This is a genomic window from Nocardia sp. NPDC020380 (genome assembly GCF_044386975.1).
GTDB lineage: Bacteria > Actinomycetota > Actinomycetes > Mycobacteriales > Mycobacteriaceae > Nocardia.
Map to the genome: position 1 here is coordinate 589,762 of NZ_JBIRVQ010000004.1, position 25,081 is coordinate 614,842.

Below are 25,081 nucleotides of genomic sequence, written 5' to 3' on the forward strand. Positions count from 1 at the left end.
AGGGCGGCAACAGTACCGGCAGCCGCGTGTGCCGGCCGCATTCGTGGTAGCGCGCGGCTAGAGCGTGTCCTTACCGATCGGGCGATTGATCGACCGCCACTCCCGTTCCCAGCGTGCATGCCGCCGAGCGTCGAGCACGGTTCCGGTGAACCAGACCGTTGCGGCTGTCGCACACCAGGTTTCCACCAGCACCGCCAACCCCGCGCCGACGCCCTCAGCGGCCGCGGCCCCCGGTCTGGCCGGCGGCGTGGTCGGCACATTCGTCCCGCTGAGCCATAACGAGATCGTGCTCCCCGAAGCGTCGGGCCCTGGCACCTGCACGGTCGCGGTCCCGACGTGCCCATCACTGTTCCACTGCACCGGAGCCTGGTACTGATCCTGATGCACCGCGTAGTTGGTGTCGTCCAGCACGCGCTTGGCATCCGCCGTAGTGGTAGCGGTGACCTGCACCTTCCCCGCGTCCTCCGACGCGATGCGCACCTGCGCACCCGTATAACTCACCGTCCCGACGGCTCCCGCGATGGGCACCACGGCCGCGGCCACCAGGACCGCGAACACCCGCAACACCACCTCGGCCCGATCCGACACACGCATCAGCGGATTCGGGTTCCACGGCCGCCCTCGCCACATCCGCACCGGCCACGCAGTTCGTATCGACACCTGGACCGCCTCTCTCCCGGCGCCGTCCACCGATTACATCGGTAGCAGTACCCAATGCTGTACGCCTCGAACCGATGGAAAGTCAAGGTCAGCAGGCTGTACACCGTCCGAACTGCGGCTGGACACCGCCTCTCGCCCCAGTTTCGACGACTTCGCCCCATCTGTCACCCCGGAGTCACCTCAGAGTTATCACTGACCAGCTCACAGGTATCGCCCGAACCTCTTGGCGGGTTTACACGTCTCGGCCGCCGCAAGCCAGACAGCCATGCGACACGCGGTGAGGGGCGTCGTGCTGTCGATCTACCCCCTTCGTAGATCGACAGCACCGCCAGTCTGGATCAGCCCTGTTCCTACTGCTGTGGGGAACCATCCGGAGCGAACGCTGCTCGCGGGCCTCGTTGCCTGCGAGCAGCGTTCCCTTGTCGTGGACGCGGTGTCCTCGACCGGGATCTTCTCGGCCTGACCAGCAGCTGATTCCAGTTCGATCCCCCATGTTCGCTTGCACATCCGTGCACCTGCGTGATAGGAGATTGGCTCGATCAGTCAAAGGTTAAGTGCGCGTATGGATTCGAGTCGACCGGATCTGCGACGAACCTTTTCCGGAATTGCGACGACGTAAGAGGGTGCGGGTGTCTGAGCTGGAATTGGCGAGCGATACCACATCCGAGGTACCAAAGGACGACAGACCGGCGTCTGGCGGGCTACAAGCTGGGCGACTTCCAGAATGTGCAATTCGAATCCACCGAGATTTCCTACGAACGTACCTCGGCCGATGTCGAGGCCGACGGCGACCGCAGCGCCCGATTGTTGATCCCACGCAGGGGAACCCTCGGCATCGAGCAACACGGCACACGAGTGACGTTGCGGCCCGGCCAGATGGGCGTCGTCGACTGGAGCAGGCGCATGGTGCTCTCCCACGGTGACCAGGTCCGCGGCTGGATTCTCAACGTCCTCGTCGGCACGCTGCGATTGTCGCCTGATGGCCCACCGTATCTCGCGCTGGACACTCACGACCCACTGCTCGGTTCCGTGCTCGCGCTCACCGAGCAGCTCGACCGTCACAGCGACAGGATCACGGCAACGCAGTTCTTGAAGATCAGCACTCACTGGACGGGCTGCTCGCGGGCGCCCTGGATGAACGCTGGGCGCCGGAGAATACGAGACTCGCCGCCATCTCCCGAGACGCCCGCTTGCACATCCAGAGATGCTCCGACGACCCACGGGTCACGGTGGAAACTGTCGCCGAAGATCTCGGCATCACGCGGCGTCAACTCGAACGCGCCATGCGCGTCGCGGGCACAACCCCCCACAGCTACCTGATCAGTGCGCGCCTCGAACGGGCGGTACAGCGCCTCTCCGATCCGCTGAACAAGCGCCGAACCATCGCCGATATCGCTTGCGACAGCGGATTTTCGGCTCTCTCGGTCTTCAGCAAGGCGTGCAGGGACAAATACGACGCTTCGCCTGGCCAGATACGGCAACGGGGCCGCCAGCCACATGACAGACATGAATTCCCGGAGACCGACTGATGGTCCGCACTCAGGCGAATCACTCGGTCGGGCGGCTCTCGCCGATGGCTTCCCACAGGTAGGTCATCTGTCAGAGGCAGCCAGATCTGCGAACCAGACGCTCGAGCAGCTTGCAGTCTGTGCCGAGGAATCCGCCGACGACTCGACCCTTCGCCATTCTCACGCCCGCCCCGGATCCGGGGCGAGCCGCGCAGCGGCACAACGAGATACAGTCGAGCTTATAACAGACCTGCGCGAGTCTCGAGACCATGCGCAGGCCCTCATGCGGGCGCTCGAACACGCTTACGCCCGCATGAGCCCGCTCTAATCACTGCGAAGGGGGACGGGATGACCCGCACCGCAATGATCCGAGCTGAGCGTGCGCCGGATCAGTGACGCACCGGGTCGTGGCAGCGGGATTCCCAAGCCGCGGGTAGATCTTCGGAAAGTACTGGTGCGCCCAGTATTTCATCATCCAGGCCGAACGCGTCGAGCAGCGTGGGTAGGTGCCCGGCGAGGCGATCGATCGCCTGGCGGAGCTGCCGTTGGATCGTCGTTATGGCGGCGATGTCAAGTAAGCCGTGTGTGAGATACCACGTGGCATGCTGCGCAAGGTAGTGCAGTGCGAAAACGTCACGCACGGCGATGATCTCGGCGTGGTCGCCGTAACGGTGCAGTACCTGCAATGCTTCTTCGGCGCTGTACGCCTCGGCCAGGTCGAGTGCGTCGGGTATGACCTCCAATCGGGCCTCGAGCCCGGGCATCGCCAGGTACTGCTGTGCCTGCCCCACGATCGTGAGGGTGCGGGAGTTGAACAGGCCCAGTCGGTCGCCGGCGTCGGCGGGGTCGTGCACACCGGCCTCGGGTGGCTGCTTGCCGGCGAGGTGTTTGGCCAGCACGCGCCCGGCCACGGAGCCGAGAACGTGGCAGTCGCCCTCGCCGGTGATGGCCGCGTGGCAGACTCCGAGGTAGTCGGCGACCCGGTTGGCGCTGAACATGCCTTGCGCGCCCATCTTGATCCGGCAGTGGGTCACCGTATCGAGGGCATGTAGCTGGATGAAGTGTTTGGCCAGCATCACCGAGACGACGGTGTCGCGATCGGTGAGATCGCTGCCCGCGAGCCTGGTTTTGATCTCGTTGCCGTAGATGGTTCGTGCCAGGGTGCCGGCCAGATCGGTGAGCAAAGTGTCACGCACGTGCGGGATCTCGGCCATCAGCGGGCTGTCGGTGGGTGTCAGCGGCACGACACGCTTGCCGGCGTAACGCAGCGCGATGTAAAGCGAGGCGCGGGCGGTGGCGTTCAAACAGGAGGACAGCGCCAGGCGGCCCACGGTGAGCTGGCTGATCGCCGAGGCGAAGGCCCGCTTGCGGCTGCTGTCGTCGCGCCAGGTCAGCACACCCTGCTCGTCGATGGTGGCCAAGTCGTTGCCGAGCCAGGCACCGCGCTCGACCCGGAGATTGTCGAAACTGATCACCGAATTGTCCATGATGACCAGCGGCTGGCGGTCGAGCTGGGTGATCGCCACGCCGGGCGCGGGGTGTCCGTCGGCGTCGCGCAGCCGTGCGGCGAAAAGGTGCACGCCCTGATCGACGCCCGCGGAGTCGATGAAGCGGGCGCCGACGACGCAGACCCGCGAGACCGGTATCCCGACGCTGGGCATGAATTTGCGTGCCCGCGGGTTCGGGGTGCTGATCACGAACCCATCCCCGTCCCAGGTCGCGGTGGTTTGCATGAACTGGATGTTGGATCCGCACCCGTACTCGGTCAGGAGCATGACACCGACGCTGGAGGCGTCGTCGAGATCTGCCAGATACGGTGCGGCCGCATCGGAGTCGGTCAAGGTGGCCAGACTCCCCGAGGCCAGGTTGTAGTGACCGGAGATCAGCGGGATCAGGTCTGTCGCCAGCACCGCCGACCAATCGAACACCGCGAACAACGCGGGCAGATCGACCGCGATATCGCGAGTATTGCCGATTTCCCTTACCAGGTACCGCAACTGGTCATAAGCGTTGTTGCGGCGCTGCTCCTGGCTGTGCTGCTCGGTGACGACATAGTCCGGGGCGCTCAGAACCTTCTGCAGGTGCTGATGGAATTCGAGGTTGCCATGCCGAAGAACCTCGGCCAGCGATGTCCCTTCCTTGTATCCGTGCGCATCCATAACCGCCTCCTACTCATTCAGGATCCCAGCGGCGACTGATCCACCGATGGGCATACGAGGCCATCGCTGCCGCACTTGGACGCAACCGGGACCGCTCCCGGCGAGCGCTCAGGCGGACACCGCAGGGAACCGGCAGAAAGAAGGCGGGGCGATCACCTCTCAGAAGTTCGACGCATCACGCACCTTCACGCACACTGCGGCCGGCGTCACGATCTGCGTGACTCGTTGCCGCAGTGTTGCCTTCGGTCGAATGTTCACGAATTGTAGTGTTACACAGATCGTCTCGCAGGTCACCGTGAACGATGACAGGCCGATGAACTATTGCCCGGCAATGGGTTGCCGGGCAACGTGGTCCAGCCGACTGGGGACCGGCCTACTGCGTGGGAAACGGGTGAGCAGGCGGGAACACCACTGGTAGCGCAGTCAATGCACGGTGAAAGGGACCGGGACGCCAGACGAGGTCTGCTTCGGCGACAGCCAGCCGAGTCTCCGGTAAGAAGTCGAAGAGCTGGTCGATGACTTCCTGTGCGAGCAGAGTGCCGTATGGGCGGGCATGCGCAGGGCAAGCGTGATCGCCTGAGCTGAATGCCAGATTCCAGCCATTGTCCAGAGAACTGCCCGGATCCAGCTCAGGATCGGTATTGCAGGCAGCCATGCTGATGATGACCGGGTGATCGGCCTGCAGCCACACCCCGTCGACCATGACCGGCTGGCGCGGGTAGGTGATGCAATAGTTGGCCATCGGCGGGTCAGTCGCGAGCCGCTCGTCCACTGCTATGTTGGTCGGCAGCGGAATGCCTTGAACGGTCGTGGTGAACCGGCTGTCGGTAAGCATCAGCAGTAGCGTGTTGGCAATGAGGTTCAGCGGGGGTTCGACACCCGCGGCGAACAACAGGACCAGCTGATGCACCATCTCCTCGTCGGACAACCCGGCCGGGTGCTGGACCAGTCTCGTGGTGACGTCGTCAGCCGGATGAGCACGCTTCAGGGCTGTGAGATCGAGCAGCGCCTCGCCCATTCTCGCATTCACCGTCGCCGTGTCCACTCCGTCGAACATGGCGGCACTTGCGGCCGCCACCCGCTGACCGATTTCGGGTGGACAACCAATGGTCTGGCAAAAGACCGAGAACACCAGTGGGAGAGCGTACTGGCTCAGTACATCGGCCTTGCCGTCCCCGCAGAACGTGTTGACCACGGGGACCGCGGAACGTTCCACCATGGATCGCACCGAAAGCAGGCTGATCCCGGCCAAGGCGTCGGCCAGCGCAGCACGGTACCGAGCATGCTCGGCGCCGCTCGTACGAATCGCGTTGGGGCGATACTCGATCATCGGCATGATCGGGATATCGGCGGGCACCGTCTTCTGCCAGTTGCGCGGATCGGCCGGAAAATGACTGGAGTCGTTGAGAATACGCACCGCGGTCGCGTACTTGATCACCAACGTCGCAGGCACTCCGGGCCATATCTCGACAGGCACCAGGGATCCGTACACGCTACGCATCCGCCGGTAATACCCGTGGGGATCGGCCGCGAATTCCGGACTGTAGATGGGGATCCGCGGACCCATGTCATCGATCTGCGATCTCGAGCTGACGGTAGCACCCTGCTGCGCGTGCTGCGGATACACGTAGTCTCCTTGAATTCGGTTGCGGGCGAATGGTACCCAACGGAGGTGTTCGACACGTCCCGGATCTGATCGACGAGCCTCCCGCCCGGCCCGGCTCAGGCGAGGTACACCGGCAGCGAACGGTGGCCGTTGGAAATGAACGAGCTGATCGCGCCGAGGTCGGCAGGGTCCTTCGCCAGGCGCATCGACGGAAACCGTGCGAAGAGTTCCAACAAGGCGGTCTCGGCCTCCATGCGGGCCAGCGGCGCGCCGAGGCACAGGTGGACACCGTACCCGAAAGCCAAGTGAGCCTGATTCTTTCGAGTGACGTCGAACTCATCTGCAGTGTCACCGTGCACCTTGGGATCGCGGCCCGCGGCAGCGTACGAGGCGAGTATGGGTTCACCCCGGGCAATGCGAATGGGTCCGTCGTCGGTGTCGATGTCGAGATCTTCGACGGCATATCGCAGCGGCAGGTGCGCGACCGGCGCCTCGAACCGCAATGATTCCTCGATGACCTCTGCCCACTGCGCTGCTCCGGAGTCGATCTTCGCCCGTTGTTCCGGTTGGGTGAGCAGCAGGAACACTGCCTGGTCGAGCAGATTGACCGTCGTCCTCGTCGCGGTGCATGATGAGGACGCTTGTCATATCGTCACCGGGAGCGAAGCGACGATAGGCGACGAGTTCGCGTAAGATGCGTTGCGTCTCCAGGAAATTGGTCTGCGCCTGTTCGGCTGTCAGTGAGGTGTCGAAGATTCCGTCGACGCACGTCCGCAAATCGCTGCGCAATGATATGGGTACACCCATCAGTTCACTGATGACGCCGATCGGCAATGGGTAGCAGTAGTTTTCGCGCAGATCGACCGACTGACCAGTCGGGGTCGAAGCGAGCCTGTCCAGCAGATCGACGGCCAGTGCCTCTACATACGGGCGTAGCGCCTGAGTGCGGCGTGAGGTGAAGGCGGGCCGTACCAGCTTGCGCAGCCGGGTGTGGTCACTGCCGTAGGCGGTGAACATATTGCTGACCGCGACCCAGGTGTAGAGCGGCCAATCCTGGCCTACCTCACCGGAAATGAAGGCGGGCCAGTGGCGACGGGCATCCTTCGATACAAGAGGATCGCGTAAGGGTCTTCGTAGTATCGCCTGGTCGGTGACTGCCCAGGCACGGACCTCGCCGGGTAGCTCGACCCGGGTGACCGGGCCACGGGCGCGGATCCGTGCGGACTCACCCTGAATGTCTCTGCCGGTCGGGTCCAGTACCAGCGGCGCGGTGTGATCCATCGTTTTCCTCACTCGGCGAACTACATCGGCAATGGCGGAGCGGCGGGGAACTTGGCAGGAAGCGATTGCAGGGCGCGGTGAAAAGGGCCCGGCCGCCATGCCAGGTCGTCGATGGGCACTGCTAATTCCAGCTCGGGCAATGCATCGAGCAGGTAGTCGATTGCGTCCATGGCGATCTGGCAGCTGAGCAACTGGGCCGGGCATTGATGCGGACCGACGCTCCAGGCCAGATGCGATCGATTCCCGAATCGCTCGACACGCTCGGGCTGGATCACGGGATCGGCATTACATCCCGCCATGCTGATCACCACCGGCTGGTGTGCGGGCAGCCATACGCTCTCGAGCAGGATCGGCTGCGGCGGGTAGGTGATGCAGAAATTGGCCAGCGGCGGATTGGTGAACAGCACCTCGTCCAGCGCGTCGCGGGTCGACAGGCTCCCACTGATGAGGTCGCCCGCGAACCGCTCGTCGGTCATCATCAGCAATAGCGTGTTCGAGATGAGGTGTACCAGTGGCTCACTGCCGGCCCCGTGCAGCGTCACCAGCTGATGAACGAGTTCCTCGGTCGTCAGTTCGCCGGAACTGATCAGGTGGGAAGTGATGTCCTCGCCAGGATTGGCGTATTTGCGCGTGATGTGCTCATCCAGCGCGCTGACCAACATCGCGTTACCGACACCGGCCTCACCGGCGGCATCGAACATCATCGTCATCCCGGCGCCGACCTGCTCGTTGATATCGTCATCGAAACCTAGAACGTAAGCCAACACTTGATAGACCAGCGGATAAATGTACTGCCCGAGCAGATCCGCACAAGCAATCGAACGATGCATGCTTGCCGTGTTGCCATCCCCACCGCAGAACTCGTTGATCAGGGGCACCGCGATCTGTTCCACAACTCCGTGCAGCACGTGGAGATCGACGCCGTCGATCGCGGTGACATTGACCGCCCGATAGCGAGCGTGGTCGGGCCCACTGCTGCGCAACGCATTCGGCCGCCATTCCATCATCGGCAGAACCGGACACCCAGCAGGCACAGAGGGCTGCCATACCCGCGGGTCTGCGGGAAAATGCCCTGGATCGTGCAGAATCTGCTTGGCCGTGCCGTAGCCGAGGACCAGGGTGGCGGGAATACCCGGAGCGAGCTCGACGGGCACCATCGAGCCGTAGATGGTGCGCCACCGTTCATAGGCCGCGTGTGGGTCCTTGGCGAACGCGATGGTGTACATCGGTTCCCGGGGTTCTTCATCACCACCGAAGGAGTGCCCCACAGCGGCCTGCGCTGACGCCCGGTACGGAATCCCGGGCGGGCGTGAGGTGGTCACAATGATCCCCCAAACGTCAATGTCGATAGGTAGTGAAAGGTCTCTGCCGCAGGGCAATCGAGCGCCTTCAAGGCTAGCAATCAATCTCGTATTCGCTCCGATATTGCGCCACAGCACAATTCAAGACCGACCGGTCGGCAGCCATTCGGTGCCAGTTATTGCGCCGTCACCAATCCACAATTGCGACAAGGGTTCTCGGAGTCAACGATTTCTCGTTGCACAGTGGAGAACTATCCCGTCCGGCGAGGAGTACGGTGCAGGACCAGATACTGGGCCTGAGAGTCGATCGTCGTGAGGAGTTCGAAGTCGAGTTCGATCTCGCCGAGGTCCTCGTGGTGGAACTTCTTTTCCTTGCGGTCGTAGACGCCCATCTCGTGGCTGTTCCACAAGGCGGCGAACTCCGGGCTCCGGCGGGATACATCGGCTATGAACAGGGTGGTGGCCGGGTCGATGTCGGTGGTGGGGCCGATCATTCGGCGGATGCCGCTGACGAGGTGGCGGGTAAGTACGTCCCAGTCGGCCCACAGACGGCGGGCGGCCGGGTCCAGAAACAACATTCGGAGGATGTTGTCCGAGATCTCGAAGTGTTCGAAGAGCTGGTGAGCCGCCACATTTGCAGCGAGGACGTCGCTGCGGTGGTTGACGATGTAGGCCGGGCCCAGTGTCCAAGACCGCATGACCAGCAGGAGGAACTCGTTGGGCACGTCATCTGCGGCGGGTTGTGTGGTGGGTAGCGGTGTAACCAACCCGTGGAGATAGGCGGCTTCGGCGGTGGATAGTTCGAGGGCCGTCGCGAGGGCGTCGAGGACTCGGGCGGAGGGGTGGCGTTCTCGGCCTTGTTCCAGGCGGGTGTAGTAGTCGGCGCTGATGGCGGCGCGGGCGGCTACTTCCTCGCGGCGCAGGCCGGGGGTGCGGCGGCGCTGTTGGGGTGGGTCGGGCGCAGGTTTCGCGGCTACTCGGCGTGCGCGGAGGAACTCTCCCAACCTGTTCGCTGACACCTCGCCACTGTAGGGGGTGTGCCGGACTCCTAGGAAAAATGCGCACTGGTGAGGGCAGTTCGCGCGGGACGAGTCTGGAGCAGACAGCGAAAAGCGGCATGCGGCAGGGTGAATGCGTGCGGGACGGGAAGGCTGAACTGCCATGAGCGGATTGAAGGTCGCGATCACGGGGGCCGGTATCGGCGGATTGACCGCGGCGATCGCGCTACAGCAGCGCGGTGCGGACGTGACGGTCTATGAGAAAGCGCACGAACTGCGTGAGCTGGGCGCGGGCGTCGCTGTAGGCGGCAATGGCGCTCGCATTTACGAAAGCCTCGGTCTCCGAGACGCTATCGCGGCCATCGCGGGCACGATCTCGACGATCAATGTCAAGACCTGGCGCGGTGAGCCGCTGCCGGGGTACCGGCCACCGTTCCCGGTCGACCAGACCTATCCGCTGCACCGGGCCGAGTTTCAACGGCTGCTCGCCTCGGCGCTGCCGCCGGGCACGGTGCGGCTGGGCCGCGAATGCGTGAACGCGGTCGAGGACGAGGACGGGGTACGCATCGATTTCTCCGACGGTTCGCAGGCGCACGCGGATGTGCTGGTCGGCGCCGACGGCATCCATTCCACGCTGCAGAGCGTGGTGGGTCCGAAGACCGCGCCGGTCAGCGAGGGAATCATGGCCTATCGCGGGCTCATCCCCGCCGAACGGCTGCAGGGCGTCTACGACCCGACCGACTGGTCGATGTGGGTCGGCCCCCGACAGAGTTTCCTCATCTATTCGGTGTCGGCCGGGGCGATGCTCAATGTGGTGGCCTTCGTCCCCACCGATCTCGAGGTGGAGGAATCCTGGAGTGCCCCAGGCGATGTCGCCGCCCTCGCCGCGGCCTACGACGGCTGGGACCACCCGATCGGCGAGATCATCGGAACCATGGACCACACCTTCCGCTGGGGCATCTACGACCGCGCACCCCGGAAAACCTGGTCCACCGACCACATCACCCTGCTGGGCGACTCGGCCCACGCGGTGACACCCCACCTGGGCCAAGGCGCGAACCAGGCGATCGAGGACGCCATCACCCTAGCCGTCCTCCTCGAACACGCCCGCCCCGCCGACGTCCCCGACCGCCTACGCCGCTACGAGGACCTCCGCATCGACCGCAACCGTCAGGTACGCGAAGGCGCCCGCGAAGCAGGAGCCCTCTACCGCACCACAGAATTCACCCCACCCCGCCAAGCCGAACGAATCGTCGCCGTCTACGACCGCCTCGAACTCAACACCTACGACGCGCAAAAGGTCGCCGAGAACTCCCTCGTAACCCTCTGACGAGCACAGGTCCGTAGGCTCGACCGGTATGACGCTCGAAGAGGTCGCGGCCGAGCTCTACGGACTACTACCCGCACAGTTCGTCGCTGCCCGCACCGAGCGGGCACGAGCAGCCCGAGACAGCGGAGACAAGGCCCTCGCAACCGCCATCGGCGCATTGCGCCGCCCGACCGTCGCAGCCTGGGCGGTCAACCTGCTGTCCCGATCCGCAGCCGAGGATGTGGATTCACTGCTCGGCCTCGGACTTGCACTACGCGAGGCCCAACGACGACTGTCGGCCGACGAACTACGAAGCCTCAGCACCCAACGGCAGCAACTGATCAACACCCTCACCCGCAAGGCCGCCGACCTCGCCGCCGCCAATGGCCAAAGCCTCACCGAAGCCACACGCCGAGAGATCGGCAGCACACTGCAAGCCGCCCTCGCCGATCTGGCAGTCGCCGACCAGGTCCACGCTGGGACACTCAGCGCCGCAGCCACTTATGAGGGTTTCGGACCCGCCGCGCTGACTGCCGTTCCCGTCACGCGGCTCGTCAATTCCGGCGAAACCGGCTCCGTGGCCGTCGAATCCGTGACGGCCCCGCCCTCGAACACAGACAAGTCCGACGCCGAAGCGCCTCTCCCCGACCCGCAGGAGGAGACACGCCGTGAGCTTGAAGACATTCTGTCCAGTATCGAATCCGCGCGCACCACAATGACTTCTACGCAATCCGAACACGACACCGCCGCCACGGCCCTGGCCGCAGCCGAATCCCGCATCGACGCCCTCCGCGCCGAGCTGGCCCACGCCCAGGACCAACGCCGCTTCGCCGTCGCCACCGAGCGATCGGCCCGCGATGCACTACGCCGCGCCCGCCGGACCTTGGACGACCTCGAACGCCGTGCGGAGCGCCTGCGGGACGGCCTCTCCCCCAGCTGATTCCGGCATCCGGCCGACGCAAGGATCACACTTGGTAGTGGGCCGCCTTGTCGGACGGAATCTCCACGCGGCCGAGCGAACAACGGCCGGATATTTCTCACCCCGATCGTCCCGGATCAGGATATGAATCTGTTCGTGCCGCAGCATCTTCCTCAGACCCGCGGAAAGCGCCACACTATCTCTTGACACCGCAACACCCGCCGGCCTCCTGCCCCACCGTATCGTGTTGCGGTGCCATTCATTTGAAACTCTTCACCGAAGCCCGCAATGTCGTTTTCGACATTGCCTGCGGCTGGTCGAAAGTCCAGAAAAGAGAAGGCCATGACCGCTGACGTCTCCGCCCTCATAGCGCTGACCCAAACCCGCCACACCCGCTGTGACGACCCCGCCCCGATGTTCGACTCGCCGGAGGAAGCAGAACTCGTGCGCCGCGTACATGCCGGTCACGGGCCGGGATGTGTGCAGAGCGCGGCGGCTAAAGCATTCTGCGACGCATTTCGGACGGATTGATCGGCGGCAGGAGATAGGGGAATTCCGGGACCCGGGCAATATCGCGTTGGGGTTGGGTGCGGGCGAATAGTGTCCGGGAATGGGTTATTCGTGGATTGGGGTGAGGGCCAGGTAGGCGGTGCTCCAGAGTTGGGCGGCGTCGGATTCGGTGGCGTCGGTGGCGATGGCGCCGAAGGGGGTTGGGTGGTAGCCGGTGGGGTCGTGGTGCCAGCTCCAGAGTTCGGAGTTTTCCATGGGGTTGGTGGTGGTTATGGCTTGCCAGAGGGATTGTTGGGCGGATTGGAGGTGGGTGCGGACTGTTGGGGGGAGGTCGGGGCGGGTCAGTTGGCGTTGGAGGCCTCGGACCAGGGCTGCTTGGACCCAGGACCAGATGACTGTGCCGTGGTAGTCGTGGGTGGTGAATTCCGGTTGGAGGGTGGGGGCGAAGGCTGGGTTGGCTACCAGCGGGCCTACCGGGGTCATCAGGCCCAGCGGGAAGGGGCGCGTCATGGTGGAGACTGCGCGGTCTAACGCCTCGGGGGTGGGGAGGTCCAGTAGGAGGGCGTAGGTGTCGTCGGAGTGCATGATGGGGATTGGGGTGCCGGTGGCGTCCAGGGCGATACCGGGGAAGGAAACCGGCGCATCGCCCAGTGCTTTGGTGGCGTCTTGGGGTGGGACACCGGCTATTCCGGCGTAGCTGGTGATGGCTTCGCGGGCGCGGGTGTTGTCGATGGTGACGGTGAAGAGTGGAGGTGCGTCCGCTCGCCAGACTTCGGCCGAGGTGGCGCATTGGGACAGGGCCTGGCGGTCTTGCGGGGTCAGGAAGGGGTCGAGGACCTTGCTATCGAGGAGGCGCTGGGTTGCGGTCAGGGCGGCGGGGACGAGGATCGCGTTGACGTCGTAGGGGTAGTGGCCGCCGCCGAGGCCGTTGTTGCTGTCCCGCCATTCGCCTGCGGCGTGGCCTGGTCGGAGGCCGATCAGGTTGGGGTAGCGCGGATCTCGGGTGAAGGCGGCGGCGCTCGAGACGACCAGGCGGAGGTTGCGGATCAGGGCGGCGGCGTTCGAGTCCGAGCGGAGGAACTGCTCGGCGCGGGACTTGCCGTTGGGGTCGTCGAGCAGGTAGGCGGCGGTGACCGGGGCCAGGAGGTAGCTTTCGTCGATCATGCTGTAGTCGAAAACCGGTGCGTCGCTGAGTGTCCCGTTCTGTTTCAGGTGCGTGAGGATCGCGTATTCGGAGATGGCTTCCTCGTGGGCCACTTCGCCGGCGGGGCCGAGCCTGGACAGCACCGAGCGCAGGCCGGCTTCGGTGGCGTCGGGTGCGAGCACCGGCATCAGCAGCATCAGCGAGATGAGGGTGTCGCGGCCGAAGTAGGTGTCGAAATGCCAGGATCCGGCGAGGAACTTCTCGCGGTAGCTGAGGAAGGTGAGAGTGTCTCGCGCGCTGGGGATATCGCGCTCGGAGCCATTGAGGAGCGCGGCGCCCGAGAGGGGCGTCAGTTCGGTGTCACCGGTCAATGCGGTCGCGTGCAATCGGATTCGGCCGTCCGGCCCGGCGGTGATCGTCCCCGCAGACGCTGTGCCGTCGACGACCTGGAGGCTGAGCCGATACCCGGGCGCCCCGTCGAGGCGATCACGCGCCCAGGTGACGGTCCCATCCGTGACCGTGGGCTCGACAGTCACCTGCGCAGGCACCGTCCCGTCCTGGTCGTAATCACGCAGTACCCGCACATTGGACTGCACAGCCTGCCGCACGGACAGCGCACTGGCAGCCAGCGAAACCGTGAATTCGATGCCGTGCAACGGCCGCCCGCGCCCGTCCGCGGCCGTCACCGCCCGAGGCGGCGTCTCGACCGCCCACTGCGCCTGCCCCGCAATGGGCTGGAACCACAGCCCGGTCCCGCTGTTCCCCGCCGGAAACACCACCAGCAGTCGCGGGTTCGGCCCGGCCCGCAGCACCAGATGCGCGGCCGTGCTCCCGTCGCGCAGGAAGTAGTTCACGTTCGTCCCTTCCTGGACCTCGAAGTGAAACGACGTGTCCGAGTGCTGCGCCGTGCATCCCGCCGTGAACACCAGCGCGACCGCCGCCGCCAGCGCCACCGCCGCCGCAAGAGATCTACCGAGCCAGTGCATCCCACGCCCTCCGTCGGTCACCCCCGGATCGATGATCCCTCGCCGCCGCCCGGAATCGGCCCGGTTGGGTGTAAGCCGCGCCCGCATGGTCCCGCACAGCTCGACTCGCTATGGTGCGGCGGTGAACACCGCAGAATTCGTCGATCGGGGCAGCACGATCATGGATCGGCTGTCGTCCACCCAGTCCGCGCCGCCGTGGCAGCTGGTGATCGGGACGGGGGTGGCCGCGCTGTTGCTGGTCGTTTTCCATCCGACGTGGCGGGTGCTGCGCAATGGGGTGACCATCGCGCACGAGGGCGGGCATGCCTTCACCGCGTTGCTGACCGGGCGGCGGCTGAACAGCATCCGATTGCATTCGGACACTTCCGGGGTCACCGTGTCGAGCGGAAAACCGTACGGCCTGGGCATGATTCTGACGACCGCGGCGGGCTATCCCGCGCCCGCACTGCTGGGCCTGGCGTACGCGGCCCTGCTGGGCGCGCATCGCATCACCCTCATGCTGTGGCTGACCATCGCCCTGCTGGCGGTGCTGCTGCTGAAGGTCCGCAATTGGTACGGCCTGCTGTCGATCCTGGTGACCGGCGGTGCGGTGTTCGTGGTGTCGTGGCTCGGTTCGGACACCACACAGGCGGTGCTGGCCTATCTGGCGGCCTGGTTCCTGCTGCTGGCGGCGGTGCGCCCGGTCATCGAACTGCAGCGCAACCGCCGCTACGAGCCGAATTCCGACGCCGACCAGCTGGCCTATCTGACCCGCATCCCCGGCCTGGTGTGGGTGCTGGCCTTCGGTGCGATTGCGCTCTGCTCGCTGGTCTTCGGTGCGCGTTTGCTGCTGACCGACGTGTCCGGATTGTGCGTGCCGGCCTTCACCCACAGCACCTGCGCGACATCGCCGGCGCCGTGAACCTTCCCGCACCTCAGGCCGAGATTGGCATCGCTGCAAGGCTTCTGGTGAACGGGGGTTACCATTCGCACTGCACCGTCCGGGTGATCGGGGACACCGGATTGCTCGGCTCGTGCCCACCGCAGGGCACCCCGGCGGGGGTTGATCGTTGGAGCAGGAGGGTTTCGGATGGATAGACCGGCGTGGGCTCCGGAGGGCGTGGATATGAGCCGGCCCAGCCCTGCTCGCATGTACGACGCCCTACTGGGCGGCTCGCACAACTTCGAGGTCGACCGGCAGGCCGCGGAAGCGGGTAAGGCCCTGGTGCCGGACCTGCCGCGACTGGCCCTGAGCAATCGCGCGTTCCTGCGCCGGGCCGTGCGGTTCCTGGTGGATTCGGGTGTCCGCCAGTTCCTCGACATCGGCTCCGGCATCCCGACGGCCGGCAATGTGCACGAGGTGGCGCAGTCGATCGATCCGGAATGCCGGGTCCTCTACGCCGATATCGACCCGGTGGCGGTGGCGCATGCGCGCGCGATCCTGCGCGACAACGACCGCGCCGCGGCCATCGAGGCCGATCTACGCGAGCCCGCGAACCTACTCGAGCAGGCCCGCGAGACCGGGATCATCGACTTCGAACAACCGGTCGGCATCCTGCTCATCGCGGTCCTGCATCTGATGGCCGATGAATTCGACCCGCTCGGCAAGGTGAACGCACTCTATGACGCCGTCCCGGTCGGCAGCTACGTCGCCATCTCCCATCTGACCTCGGCCACCCGCCCGGACGATGCCGCGAAGCTGGTGGAGAATTCGGCGAATGTCAGCCGGATCGGCCTGCAGTTCCGTTCCCGCCCGGAGATCACCGCCTTGTTCGGCAAGTGGGAGCCGATCGAGCCGGGTGTGGTGGAACTACCGCTGTGGCGCCCGGAGTCCGATCGCGATCAGCACGAGGCGCCGGGTCGTTCGCTCGGGCTGGCCGGCATGGGCCGCAAGGCCTGACGGGCGCAGGGGTCAGGGGGTTCCGGTGAGTGCACACGAGCTGGCGGTCCGGTGGGCCGCCATGCTGGACGGCGCGGTCGCGCCGACACTCACCCGGGACCAGGTGGAGGAGTTGCTGGACGGTTACGGGGAGCGTTTGATCGCGGCGGTCCGCGGCGCCGAGGACATGTCGGTGGCCCGCGAGGCCGCCGCGGCCCTGGTCGCCGCGAACTACCGGGATCCGCTCGCCGTGCACCGCTCAGTGCTGGTGCTGTGTAAGGACCTGGTGGAGAACGTCTGCCCGAATCCTTCCTGCGCCGAGTACGGACCGGTCCGCGATCGCGCCATCGACCTGGCTGCCGAGTTCGCGGCCGAGTTCACCGCCGGTCTGCGCAATGTCTCACTGGCAGAACAGGAAACGACGCTCGTCGCCGCCCTCACCGCGGCCCGCGAGGCCGAGGCCCGCAGGCAGCTGTCCGAGGCCCGGTTCCAGGCCATCTTCGAGGGCGCGTCGGTGGGCATCGGCACCGTCGACATCACCACCGGCCAGGTGGTCGACGTGAATCACGCGATGGCCGAAACCCTCGGCGTCCCGGCCGAACTCATGCCCGGCCGCTCGGTGGCCGAGATTCTGGGCCCGGTGAATATCGGTGAGGCGTTCTCGCTCATGCAGCGATTACGCTCCGGCGAGATCGACCGCTTCCGCTTCGAGACCGAGCACACCAAGCCCGACGGCACGTACACCATCATCGACTTGTCCATGACGGTCGTGCACGACAGTGAGGGCAATCCGCGCTTCCTGGTCGGTGTCACCGTCGATGTCACCGAACGCAAGCAGCTGGCCGATCAGCTCTGGTACGACGCCCACCATGATTCGCTCACGGGCCTGCCGAATCGCCTGTTGTTCTTCGACCGGCTGACGGCGGCGAGCGGTCAGGTGGGCGTCTGTTATCTGGATCTGGACGGGTTCAAGGAGATCAACGACCGGCGCGGCCACACGGCCGGCGACCGGGTGCTCTGCGATGTCGCGCATCGCCTGCGCGCCGCACTGCCGCCCGACGAGACGGTGGCCCGGCTCGGTGGCGACGAGTTCATCGTGCTGGTCGAGAACTGTTCGGGCCAGGCGCAATTGGACTCGGTGGCCGATGCCCTGCTCGCCGCGCTGCGGCAGCCGTTCGATGTGGCGGGACTCTCGGTCCATGTCGGCGCGAGTATCGGCACCGCGCTGGTGGACACCCATTCGATCGCCATCGACGAGCTCATGCACGCCGTGGATACCGCCATGTACCGGGACAAGGCGACCCGGCACGGCCGCTACACGATCCGGGACGGCGCCTAGATCACGAAGGGCACCAGCGCTTTCCGCTCCGCCGGGTAGTCGGTGAACTTCTCCCGGTACCACTTGTGCGTGGCGAAGGCGCGCGGCACCAGATTGCCGAAGGTGATGAGGAAGATGATCACGCCCGGCAGCGCCCAGGTGAGAATGGCGAAGCCCGCCCAGGCGATGAGCTCGCCCAGATACGTGGGGCTGGTGACGAGGGTGAAGCCGAGGCCGTAGGGAATCTTGTATTCCGTTGCGCCCGGGTTGTTCTTGTCCCGCAGATTGCGCACGATCCGCTCCGAGCTGACGAGGAGCGCGAAGCCGCTCAGATAGACGATGAGCCCGATGATGAACCGCGGATCGGTGAGCCAGCCGGTGCCGTAGTGCCCGAAGTAGTCGTGACTGAACAGCGCGCCGTTGAGATAGCCGTGCATGGCGGTCACGAACATGCCCATGCCGAGCACGGAAACATTGAAACTGCTTCGTTTCCCAGGGACTTGGCGAATGGACAGCGGGAAGAACCAGCCGCGATTCGCGTAATGCAGTATCCAGATGGCCGCCAGCACCAGGGAAGTCGGCTCGAACCGGTCCGGCCCGGTCAGATACGCGACGGCGAAGACCACGGTGGCCGGTATCTCCATCAACCACCAGCCGAGTTTCGGATTCAGGTTGAAGCCGAGTTTCGCGGTGGCGAATCGCCCGTACGGGCTCTGCCCGAAGAGCCCGCCGATCAGAACGAACGCGGTGAACGCGAACGCGATCGTCAAGACGGTGTCATAGACGGTATTGCCGGTATACCAGTTCATTCGCGGTCCTTCATGTCTAAAAACTAGAACAGGTTCTACCACGCCGACCATGCCGACCGGTACCCTCTGCCGGGCGCGGCCGATAACCGACGGGGTAGTTTGGCAGAACCCGGAGGGAGGCATAGGTGGGTGTGCAGGGCTGGGATGTGCTGGCGAAGTGGATGCCGTTCTTTCTCGAGGAGGACGAGGAGGCGTGGGATGCGGAGGGTGAATCCGGGCTCGGCTGGAATCCGCGCTTCATCCAGGTGCGCGACGAAGCCACCGGCCGCCATGTGCATTTCGCGCAGCAGGGCACCGAGATCGAGGTGCTCATCGCGGTTCCCGACGATGCCGCCGACGCCGACCAGTTGCTGATGGCCCTGCGCGCGCAGCCCGACGGCTGCTGGGATCCGGTGCCGCTGCCGCTGGAATCCGATGAGACAGCGCCGGATCCGCAGTGGCGGGCCATGCAGCGGGTGCATCAGCAGCCGCAGATCGCCCGGGAGTGGAGCACGGGCTGGCGGCGCGGGGAATCCATCGATGTGCGGCGCGAGGTCGCCGATTCGGTGGTGGCGGTGCTGCGCGACGGACTGGACATGGATTCGGACCGGTTGCGTTTCACTACCTGGAGCATGGATTCCCCCGGCACCGGCACCTTCGGCCTGCCCGCCGACCGGCCCAGCGAACGCCAGGCGCCCGTAAGCTGCACGGACTGGGAGGATTTCGAGACCCGACTCGCCTGGGCGCTCACCACGCTGCCCTGGGACGGCGTCATCAATCTGAGCACCCCGCACCCGGGACCCGATCCCTGCTTCGTCCAGTTCCTGCACGGCAGACAGCTTTTCAACGAGGCCAGCGGCTGGGATGTCGCCGGGCTCGGCGCGGGCGAATTCGACCGCCGCATGCGCGATCTGGGCTGGAGCTTCGCCCCGCACAGCGTGCCCGGCGGGGCGGCCCTCATCTGGGAGGGACCGATCGCCAAGGCGGGTTTCAATCCGTCACTGCACGGCGCGCCCCGCCGCACGGTGTCGACCTTCACCGAGGTGTTCTCCGTGCGGCATCCCCAGGATCTGGTGTTCCGCGCCTTCCGCAACGGCCGCCGCCGGGACCCCGAACTCCGTTATCTGGATGTGGAACTCGGTGTCCCGCGCGATGTGCGGTGATTCAGAGTCGTCGTAGCCGGATGGGCAGGCCGTCGACCGGATACGGGCCGGTGCCCGCGCCCAGCGGCGCCTCGTAGCCGTCCGGCACACTCCAGCGGTAGTTGAGCAGCATGCGGTGCAGGACCGATTTCACCGTCATGCCACCGAAATACATGCCTATGCACTTGTGCGCGCCGCCGCCGAACGGGGCCCAGGCGTAGCGGTGCGACTTGTCCTCCTGCCGGCCGGGCGAGAAGCGCTCCGGGTCGAAGACGTCCGGGTTCTTCCAGTTCCGCGGATTGCGCATCATGGTGTACGCGCCGAGCATGACGAGGGTGCCCCGCGGCACGAAGTAGCCGAGAATGTCGGTGTCGGCGATGGTTTCGCGGACCTGCTGGGCGACCGGCGCGTACAGCCGCAGCGTCTCCCGGAAGGCCAGATCCAGCCCGGGCAGGCGATCCAGATCGTCGTAATCCAGCGATTCCTTGCCCAGCGCAAGCGATTCCGCGCGCAGCCGCTCCTGCCAGTCCGGGTTCCGCGCGAGCTCGTAGGCCAGCATGGAGATGCCGATGGTGCTGGTGTCGTGCGCGGCCATCATCACGAAGATCATGTGCGCGACGATGTCCTCGTCGGTGAAGTCGTCCTCGTTCGCACCGGCCCGGCACAGCACGCTGAACAGGTCCTTGCCGTCACCGTCGCGCTTGTGCGGCAGTTCGCGGCGGAAGTATTCCTCCAGCAGCCGCCGCCCGCGCAGGCCGCGCGCCCACACGCCGCCGGGCACGTTCGCCCGGACCAGCGCGGATCCGCCGTGCACCGCGTCCTCGAAGGCGTGTGCGAGCCGGGTGCCCTCGGGGCCCAGCTGCGCGCCCGCGAACACCACGGTGGCCTGTTCCAGCAGTAGCTGTTTCACCCGGTCGTAGAGCCGGAATCCGGTGCCCGGCTGCCATTCCGAGATGCCCCGCGCCAGTTGCGGGGTGGTGAGGTCGAGGTAGCCGACCAGGCTGGGCCGCCCGAAGACCTGCTGCAGGATGCGCCGGTGATGCATGTGATCGTCGAAGTCGCGCAGCAGGACTCCGCCGTGGAAGAACGGGCCGATGAGGAATTCCCAGCCGCGTTGCGCGGAGAACACCCGCTGCCGGTCCAGCAGGATGACCTCGGCGGCCTCGGGACTCCCGACCGAGACGATCCGGCGGCCGAACACGCCCATCCAGTTGATCGGCCCGTAGCGCGCATCGCGAGTGCGGGAGAAGGCGAGACCGTCGCCGAGCGTGCTGACCAGGTGGCCGATGCCGGGCGGGCCGAAATCGCCCATGATCGGGCGTAATCCGCTGCCCGCGGGCGGCAGGGCCAGTGGTTCGCTGTGGACCGGATAGCGGCGGGCCACTCGCGCGGCAGCCTTTTGTGCGCGCAGGGTGGTCAGCGTGCGCAGGTGGCGGATGCGCTGCGAGCCGGATGCCCGAAGATCGCCGGGCGCAAGGAGATTCATCGTTGGTCTCCCTTCGAGATTTCTTCCACCGTAGCGGAAACAAACGTTTCCGTAAATGGTCGTTTCCGGAGTTCTGTGTCAAGCTGGCTGGGTGACGCGAGCTTTCAGCGGTACCTATCGCGGAACCACCACCGACGAACGACGCGAGCAGCGCCGGCAGCGGCTGCTGGACGCCGCCCTCGATATCGTCGGCACCCAGGGACTGGCCGCACTCACCGTGCGCGGGGTGTGCGAGCAGGCGAAGGTGGGTCCTCGATTCTTCTACGAATCCTTCCCCGACCTGGACGCTTTGGCGACCACACTGCTCGACGAGGTGCAGCGCGCGGCCCTCGACGCCGCCGATCGCGCCATGACCGAGACGCCCGGCGAACCCGAGGACAAGATCCGGGCGGGCGTGGCGGCGCTCATCGTCGCCGTCACCGACGATCCGCGGCGCGCCAATATCGCCTTCGCGCAGGCCTACGGCAGCGCCGAACTCATGCGCCGCCGTTTCGAGGGCATGCGCCGGGTGGCCGGCATGATCATCCGGCAGACCCGGCTGCTGCTCGCGGTGCCCGAGGAGCAGGATACCGCGCTCACGGCACTCGCACAGCTCATCACCGGCGGCGCCGCGGAACTGGTCCTGGTGTGGCTGGACGGCGGGCTGAAGGTGGAGCGGCCGGTGCTGATCGAGATCGTCGCGGATTATGTGGTGGCCCTGGTGGATCGGCTGCCCGGCATGGCCGAGAAGCTCTCGGACTGAACGGCGGATCAGTCGCCGGCGTGCACCGCCAGTATCTCGTCCACCACGATCTTGGCCGTTTCCGCGCATGCGGTGATCCCGGCATTGGCATAGGTTTTCACCGCGTCGCCGACGTTCCACAGATTCGGGACCGGCGTCCGATACGGCAGGTCGTAGCCCGCCACCGCGCGTTGCGGCGGCCAGCCATCGCGGGTCACCGCGATCGACAGGATATGGGCCGCATCGAAACCCGCGATCTCCTCACGCAGATCCTGCAGAACCAGCGCCGCCTCGGCCTCGGAATCGAAGTCTCCGACAGCGGGTTTGGGCACGCCGGTGCCCACGTAGAGATGCCAGCCCTCCGGCGCCATTTCCGGGCAGGTGGCGGTGAAATTGGCGACGTAGCAGAGTCTCCGGGTACGGGCGAAACTGAGCAGGCCGGGCGCGGCGATGAGCGGTTCGCGGCTGGCGAAGTTCACCGAGATCATGGCGCACGGCAGATCACCCTGCAGCACGGTGCCGACATACTCGGACGAGAAGTACTGCGGACCGACCATATCGAGGGTGGCCGACGGCCCGATATCGCTGACGGCGAAACGGCATGTCACATCGACGGTTTCACCATTGCGCCGGATCCGCGCACCGGTGACGCGGCCGTCCGTCACGACGACCCGCTCCACCTCGCTGTCCAGCCACACCTCTCCCCCACCGTGTTCCACCACCTCGGCGAGGGAGCGCCAGATACCGACCGTGCCCTCCGGGCAGAACCCGAACCGCTTGAACGCCGACTTGCGGGTGAAGTAGGTCAGGAAGACCCGGGCGGGCAGTTCCTCGGAGCCGACGGCGAAGATGGAGCCGCACATATTACGGAAGATCCCCTGCACCGCATCATTTTTGGTGTAACGGCGCACCCAGTCCGCGGTGGAGAGCTCGCGCTCGGGCAGGCCGCTGTCCGAGCGCGCGTCGCCGATGCCCTGCACCAGTTTGGCGCCCTGCCTGGTCAACTGGGAGATGAGCAGTCCCCAGCCGCCGGTGGTGACGTCCACGTCGCGGCCGCCGATGCGGTAGAGGATCGGCGGGTTCGCCGGGCGCACTTCGAACTTCGCACCCACCTCGTCGAACGTCTCCTCGGCGATACCGCCCAGTTCCACCACGATGGCCCCGGAATTCACCTTGAAACCGTCGATCTCCTCGGTGGAGGCGCGACCCCCGATCCGATCCAGGCGTTCGACGACCAGTGTGCGCAAACCGTGGTGCGCCAGCCGGGCGGCCGTGAACAAGCCCCCCGCACCGGCGCCGACAACCACTGCGTCCCAATTGTTCTCGCTCATGGCGAGGCTCCTCCGCAGAGTGCGTCAGCCCGCGGGGTTCACCCCGGGCTGAGCGTCGGACATATCGGTGATACGACTCCAATTCTCCCGCACCTCGTCGATGCTCGGGACCTGCGAGAACAACACCGGCTTACCGGCGAACAACTGCACCCGCTGCACCGAACCGCCGCCGACGACGAGAATCAGGCCGGAGTCCTGGCATTCCTCGCTGACCAGGTGGCCGACGACCGGGGCGACCTGCTCGGGCGGCAGCTTCTCCAGCACCTCGGCGGGGGCGATATCGGCGGTCATGCGGGTGGCGGCCATGGGCGCCACCGCGTTCACCTTGATGTCGTACTTGCGGCCCTCGATGGCGAGGGTGTTCATGAGCCCGACCAGGCCGAGCTTGGCGGCGCCGTAGTTGGCCTGGCCGAAGTTGCCGTACAGCCCGGAGGTGGAGGTGGCCATGACGACGCGGCCGTACCCCTGTTCGCGGAAGTGCCCCCAGGCGGCATGCGTGACATTGAAGCCGCCGAACAGGTGCACGCGCTGCACGGCTTCGAAGGCCTCGGGGGTCATCTTGGGGAAGCTCATATCGCGCAGGATGCCGGCGTTGCTGACCACGCCGTGCACCGCGCCGAAGGCGTCGACCGCGGTCTTGACCAGGTTCTGCGCGCCCTCGGTGGTGGCGACGCTGTCGTAGTTGGCGACGGCGGTGCCGCCGGCCGCGCGGATCTCGGCGACCACGGTGTCGGCCATATTGTGGCCTTCGCCGGTGCCGTCGCGCGCGCCGCCGAGGTCGTTCACCACGACCAGTGCGCCCTCCGCGGCCAGCAGGCGAGCGTACTCCCGGCCCAGGCCGCCACCGGCTCCGGTGACAATGACGACGCGATCGGCTACTCCGGGCATGGAAACTCCTTGTGGTGATTGAGGTTTCATACGACTGTGGCAGCACCGGGCCGGTCCGGCCCAGGAATTCGCGAGGAATTCCGCCCGATCGACCGCTGACTTCCTCGCCAGGAAACTGGACAGTCGATACGTTGGATGGTGTGACGCCGTACCTCCACAAGCTATACCCCACCCTCGAGGCGTCCCTGCCGCACCTGGCGCTGGGGACCCGGCCCACCCCGGTCCGCCGGCTCGACTCGCTCGACTCCGCCGGCGCCGAAATCTGGCTCAAGGACGACGGCGCCTTCGGCGACGGCGGCTGGGGCGGCAACAAGGTCCGCAAACTCGAATGGCTGCTCCCCGACGCGCTACGACTACACCGCACCACCATCGTGACCGTCGGCGGACTCGGCACCAACTGGGGCCTCGCCACCGCACTCTACGGCCGCGAATACGGGCTGAAAACCGTTCTCGCCCTGGTGGATCAACCCGAAGACGAGCACGTGCGCAAACAGCTGGAACGCCTGCGCAATTCGGGCGCGGAACTGCACTTCACCCACACCGGCCTGCGCACCCGGCTGGCCGCGCCCTGGCTGATCGCCCGCCACCTCTCCGGGCGACGACCCCCGTATGTGCTCCCCGCCGGCGGCTCCTCACCGGTCGGAGCGCTCGGATACGTCGAAGCCGCACTCGAATTGGCCGCCCAGATCCGCGCCGGCGAACTCCCGGAACCGTCCCACATCGTGACCCCGCTCGGCTCCGGCGGCACGGTGGCGGGCCTCGCCCTCGGCCTGCGCCTGGCCGAACTCCCCACCCGAGTGGTCGGCGTGGTCGTCAACGACACACTGCGCCTGACCCATTCGACCCTCACCCGCCTGGCCCGCCGCACCGCCCGCCTGCTCCGCGACCGCGGCGCACCGCTCCCCTCCGACGACGCCCTCTACCCCACCGCCAATCTCGACGTGGTCACCGACTGGCTCGGCCCCGGCTACGGCCGCCCCACCCCCGAAGCCACCACCGCCCAAACCCTCACCGCCGACCGCGAACACCTCACCCTCGAACCCGTCTACACCGCCAAAGCCATGGCCGCCCTCCTCGACATGAACGCCCACGGCCACTTCACCCCCGGCCCCGTCCTCTACCTCAACACCAACGGCCCCCGCTGACGCAGGCGCTTCTCGCGAGAGGG

Annotated in this window: 21 protein-coding genes; 10 read left to right on the forward strand and 11 right to left on the reverse strand. The window is 66.1% G+C overall.

Annotation, left to right across the window (positions count from 1 at the left end):
- Nucleotides 1–57: 57 nt before the first annotated feature.
- On the reverse strand, nucleotides 58–594 hold the full coding sequence (locus ACH438_RS13530; protein WP_397004702.1) for a hypothetical protein: 537 nt from the start codon (nucleotides 592–594) through the stop codon (nucleotides 58–60).
- A gap of 792 nt (nucleotides 595–1,386) precedes the next feature.
- Here ACH438_RS13530 and ACH438_RS13535 point away from each other — a divergent pair.
- Nucleotides 1,387–1,980 carry a hypothetical protein gene (locus tag ACH438_RS13535; RefSeq protein WP_397004704.1) on the forward strand — a complete coding sequence of 198 codons (594 nt, stop codon included), beginning with the start codon at nucleotides 1,387–1,389 and terminating at the stop codon, nucleotides 1,978–1,980.
- Entirely contained in the window at nucleotides 1,890–2,189 is a 300-nt protein-coding gene (locus ACH438_RS13540) for a helix-turn-helix transcriptional regulator (protein ID WP_397004706.1), read from the forward strand. The genes ACH438_RS13535 and ACH438_RS13540 overlap by 91 nt, the downstream gene beginning before the upstream one ends.
- Nucleotides 2,190–2,557: 368 nt before the next feature.
- On the opposite strand, the gene ACH438_RS13545 is transcribed toward ACH438_RS13540, so the two are convergent.
- The 5 genes from ACH438_RS13545 to ACH438_RS13565 form a co-directional block, all read right to left on the reverse strand.
- Nucleotides 2,558–4,327 carry a hypothetical protein gene (locus ACH438_RS13545; RefSeq protein ID WP_397004708.1) on the reverse strand — a complete coding sequence of 590 codons (1,770 nt, stop codon included), beginning with the start codon at nucleotides 4,325–4,327 and terminating at the stop codon, nucleotides 2,558–2,560.
- A 373-nt stretch (nucleotides 4,328–4,700) separates the two neighbouring features.
- Nucleotides 4,701–5,954 carry a cytochrome P450 gene (locus tag ACH438_RS13550; protein WP_397004710.1) on the reverse strand — a complete coding sequence of 418 codons (1,254 nt, stop codon included), beginning with the start codon at nucleotides 5,952–5,954 and terminating at the stop codon, nucleotides 4,701–4,703.
- A 95-nt stretch (nucleotides 5,955–6,049) separates the two neighbouring features.
- Nucleotides 6,050–6,436, reverse strand: coding sequence for a cytochrome P450 (locus ACH438_RS13555; RefSeq protein WP_397004712.1), 387 nt, complete (start codon nucleotides 6,434–6,436; stop codon nucleotides 6,050–6,052).
- A gap of 798 nt (nucleotides 6,437–7,234) precedes the next feature.
- A complete protein-coding gene (locus tag ACH438_RS13560; protein ID WP_397004714.1) occupies nucleotides 7,235–8,440 on the reverse strand; it encodes a cytochrome P450 in 1,206 nt (401 codons plus the stop codon).
- Between the two features lie 326 nt (nucleotides 8,441–8,766).
- Entirely contained in the window at nucleotides 8,767–9,534 is a 768-nt protein-coding gene (locus ACH438_RS13565) for a helix-turn-helix transcriptional regulator (protein ID WP_397004716.1), read from the reverse strand.
- A 142-nt stretch (nucleotides 9,535–9,676) separates the two neighbouring features.
- Here ACH438_RS13565 and ACH438_RS13570 point away from each other — a divergent pair, with 142 nt between their 5' ends.
- Nucleotides 9,677–10,843: an FAD-dependent monooxygenase gene (locus tag ACH438_RS13570; protein ID WP_397004718.1), complete on the forward strand. Its 1,167-nt coding sequence runs from the start codon at nucleotides 9,677–9,679 to the stop codon at nucleotides 10,841–10,843.
- A gap of 28 nt (nucleotides 10,844–10,871) precedes the next feature.
- Nucleotides 10,872–11,762, forward strand: a complete 891-nt coding sequence (locus ACH438_RS13575; RefSeq protein WP_397004720.1) for a hypothetical protein — start codon at nucleotides 10,872–10,874, stop codon at nucleotides 11,760–11,762.
- 594 nt (nucleotides 11,763–12,356) lie between these two features.
- On the opposite strand, the gene ACH438_RS13580 is transcribed toward ACH438_RS13575, so the two are convergent.
- On the reverse strand, nucleotides 12,357–14,381 hold the full coding sequence (locus ACH438_RS13580) for a hypothetical protein (protein ID WP_397004722.1): 2,025 nt from the start codon (nucleotides 14,379–14,381) through the stop codon (nucleotides 12,357–12,359).
- 121 nt (nucleotides 14,382–14,502) lie between these two features.
- Between ACH438_RS13580 and ACH438_RS13585 the strand changes: the two genes are divergently transcribed.
- From ACH438_RS13585 to ACH438_RS13595, 3 genes are all read left to right on the forward strand, one after another.
- On the forward strand, nucleotides 14,503–15,282 hold the full coding sequence (locus tag ACH438_RS13585; protein WP_397004724.1) for a M50 family metallopeptidase: 780 nt from the start codon (nucleotides 14,503–14,505) through the stop codon (nucleotides 15,280–15,282).
- Between the two features lie 168 nt (nucleotides 15,283–15,450).
- On the forward strand, nucleotides 15,451–16,260 hold the full coding sequence (locus ACH438_RS13590) for an SAM-dependent methyltransferase (protein WP_397004726.1): 810 nt from the start codon (nucleotides 15,451–15,453) through the stop codon (nucleotides 16,258–16,260).
- A gap of 25 nt (nucleotides 16,261–16,285) precedes the next feature.
- On the forward strand, nucleotides 16,286–17,578 hold the full coding sequence (locus tag ACH438_RS13595) for a diguanylate cyclase domain-containing protein (protein WP_397004728.1): 1,293 nt from the start codon (nucleotides 16,286–16,288) through the stop codon (nucleotides 17,576–17,578).
- Here ACH438_RS13595 and ACH438_RS13600 read toward each other — a convergent pair.
- On the reverse strand, nucleotides 17,575–18,366 hold the full coding sequence (locus ACH438_RS13600; protein ID WP_397004730.1) for a 3-oxo-5-alpha-steroid 4-dehydrogenase: 792 nt from the start codon (nucleotides 18,364–18,366) through the stop codon (nucleotides 17,575–17,577). The two genes, ACH438_RS13595 and ACH438_RS13600, sit on opposite strands and share 4 nt — an antisense overlap.
- A 125-nt stretch (nucleotides 18,367–18,491) precedes the next feature.
- On the opposite strand from ACH438_RS13600, the gene ACH438_RS13605 reads away from it, so the two are divergent.
- Nucleotides 18,492–19,508 (forward strand): TY-Chap domain-containing protein, encoded by a 1,017-nt coding sequence (locus ACH438_RS13605; protein WP_397004732.1) that lies wholly within the window; start codon nucleotides 18,492–18,494, stop codon nucleotides 19,506–19,508.
- Nucleotide 19,509: 1 nt separating this feature from the next.
- Here ACH438_RS13605 and ACH438_RS13610 read toward each other — a convergent pair whose 3' ends face one another.
- Nucleotides 19,510–20,973 carry a cytochrome P450 gene (locus tag ACH438_RS13610; protein ID WP_397004734.1) on the reverse strand — a complete coding sequence of 488 codons (1,464 nt, stop codon included), beginning with the start codon at nucleotides 20,971–20,973 and terminating at the stop codon, nucleotides 19,510–19,512.
- A 91-nt stretch (nucleotides 20,974–21,064) separates the two neighbouring features.
- Between ACH438_RS13610 and ACH438_RS13615 the strand changes: the two genes are divergently transcribed.
- Nucleotides 21,065–21,715: a TetR/AcrR family transcriptional regulator gene (locus ACH438_RS13615; RefSeq protein WP_397004736.1), complete on the forward strand. Its 651-nt coding sequence runs from the start codon at nucleotides 21,065–21,067 to the stop codon at nucleotides 21,713–21,715.
- An 8-nt stretch (nucleotides 21,716–21,723) separates the two neighbouring features.
- Here the strand turns inward: ACH438_RS13615 and ACH438_RS13620 are convergent, their stop codons facing one another.
- Both ACH438_RS13620 and ACH438_RS13625 read right to left on the reverse strand, forming a co-directional pair.
- The gene (locus tag ACH438_RS13620; protein ID WP_397004738.1) at nucleotides 21,724–23,025 is read right to left on the reverse strand and encodes a phytoene desaturase family protein; all 1,302 of its coding nucleotides are present in this window, start codon (nucleotides 23,023–23,025) and stop codon (nucleotides 21,724–21,726) included.
- Between the two features lie 24 nt (nucleotides 23,026–23,049).
- Nucleotides 23,050–23,913 carry an SDR family oxidoreductase gene (locus ACH438_RS13625; protein ID WP_397004740.1) on the reverse strand — a complete coding sequence of 288 codons (864 nt, stop codon included), beginning with the start codon at nucleotides 23,911–23,913 and terminating at the stop codon, nucleotides 23,050–23,052.
- A 140-nt stretch (nucleotides 23,914–24,053) separates the two neighbouring features.
- Here ACH438_RS13625 and ACH438_RS13630 point away from each other — a divergent pair, with 140 nt between their 5' ends.
- Nucleotides 24,054–25,058 carry a 1-aminocyclopropane-1-carboxylate deaminase/D-cysteine desulfhydrase gene (locus ACH438_RS13630; RefSeq protein WP_397004742.1) on the forward strand — a complete coding sequence of 335 codons (1,005 nt, stop codon included), beginning with the start codon at nucleotides 24,054–24,056 and terminating at the stop codon, nucleotides 25,056–25,058.
- Nucleotides 25,059–25,081 lie beyond the last annotated feature (23 nt).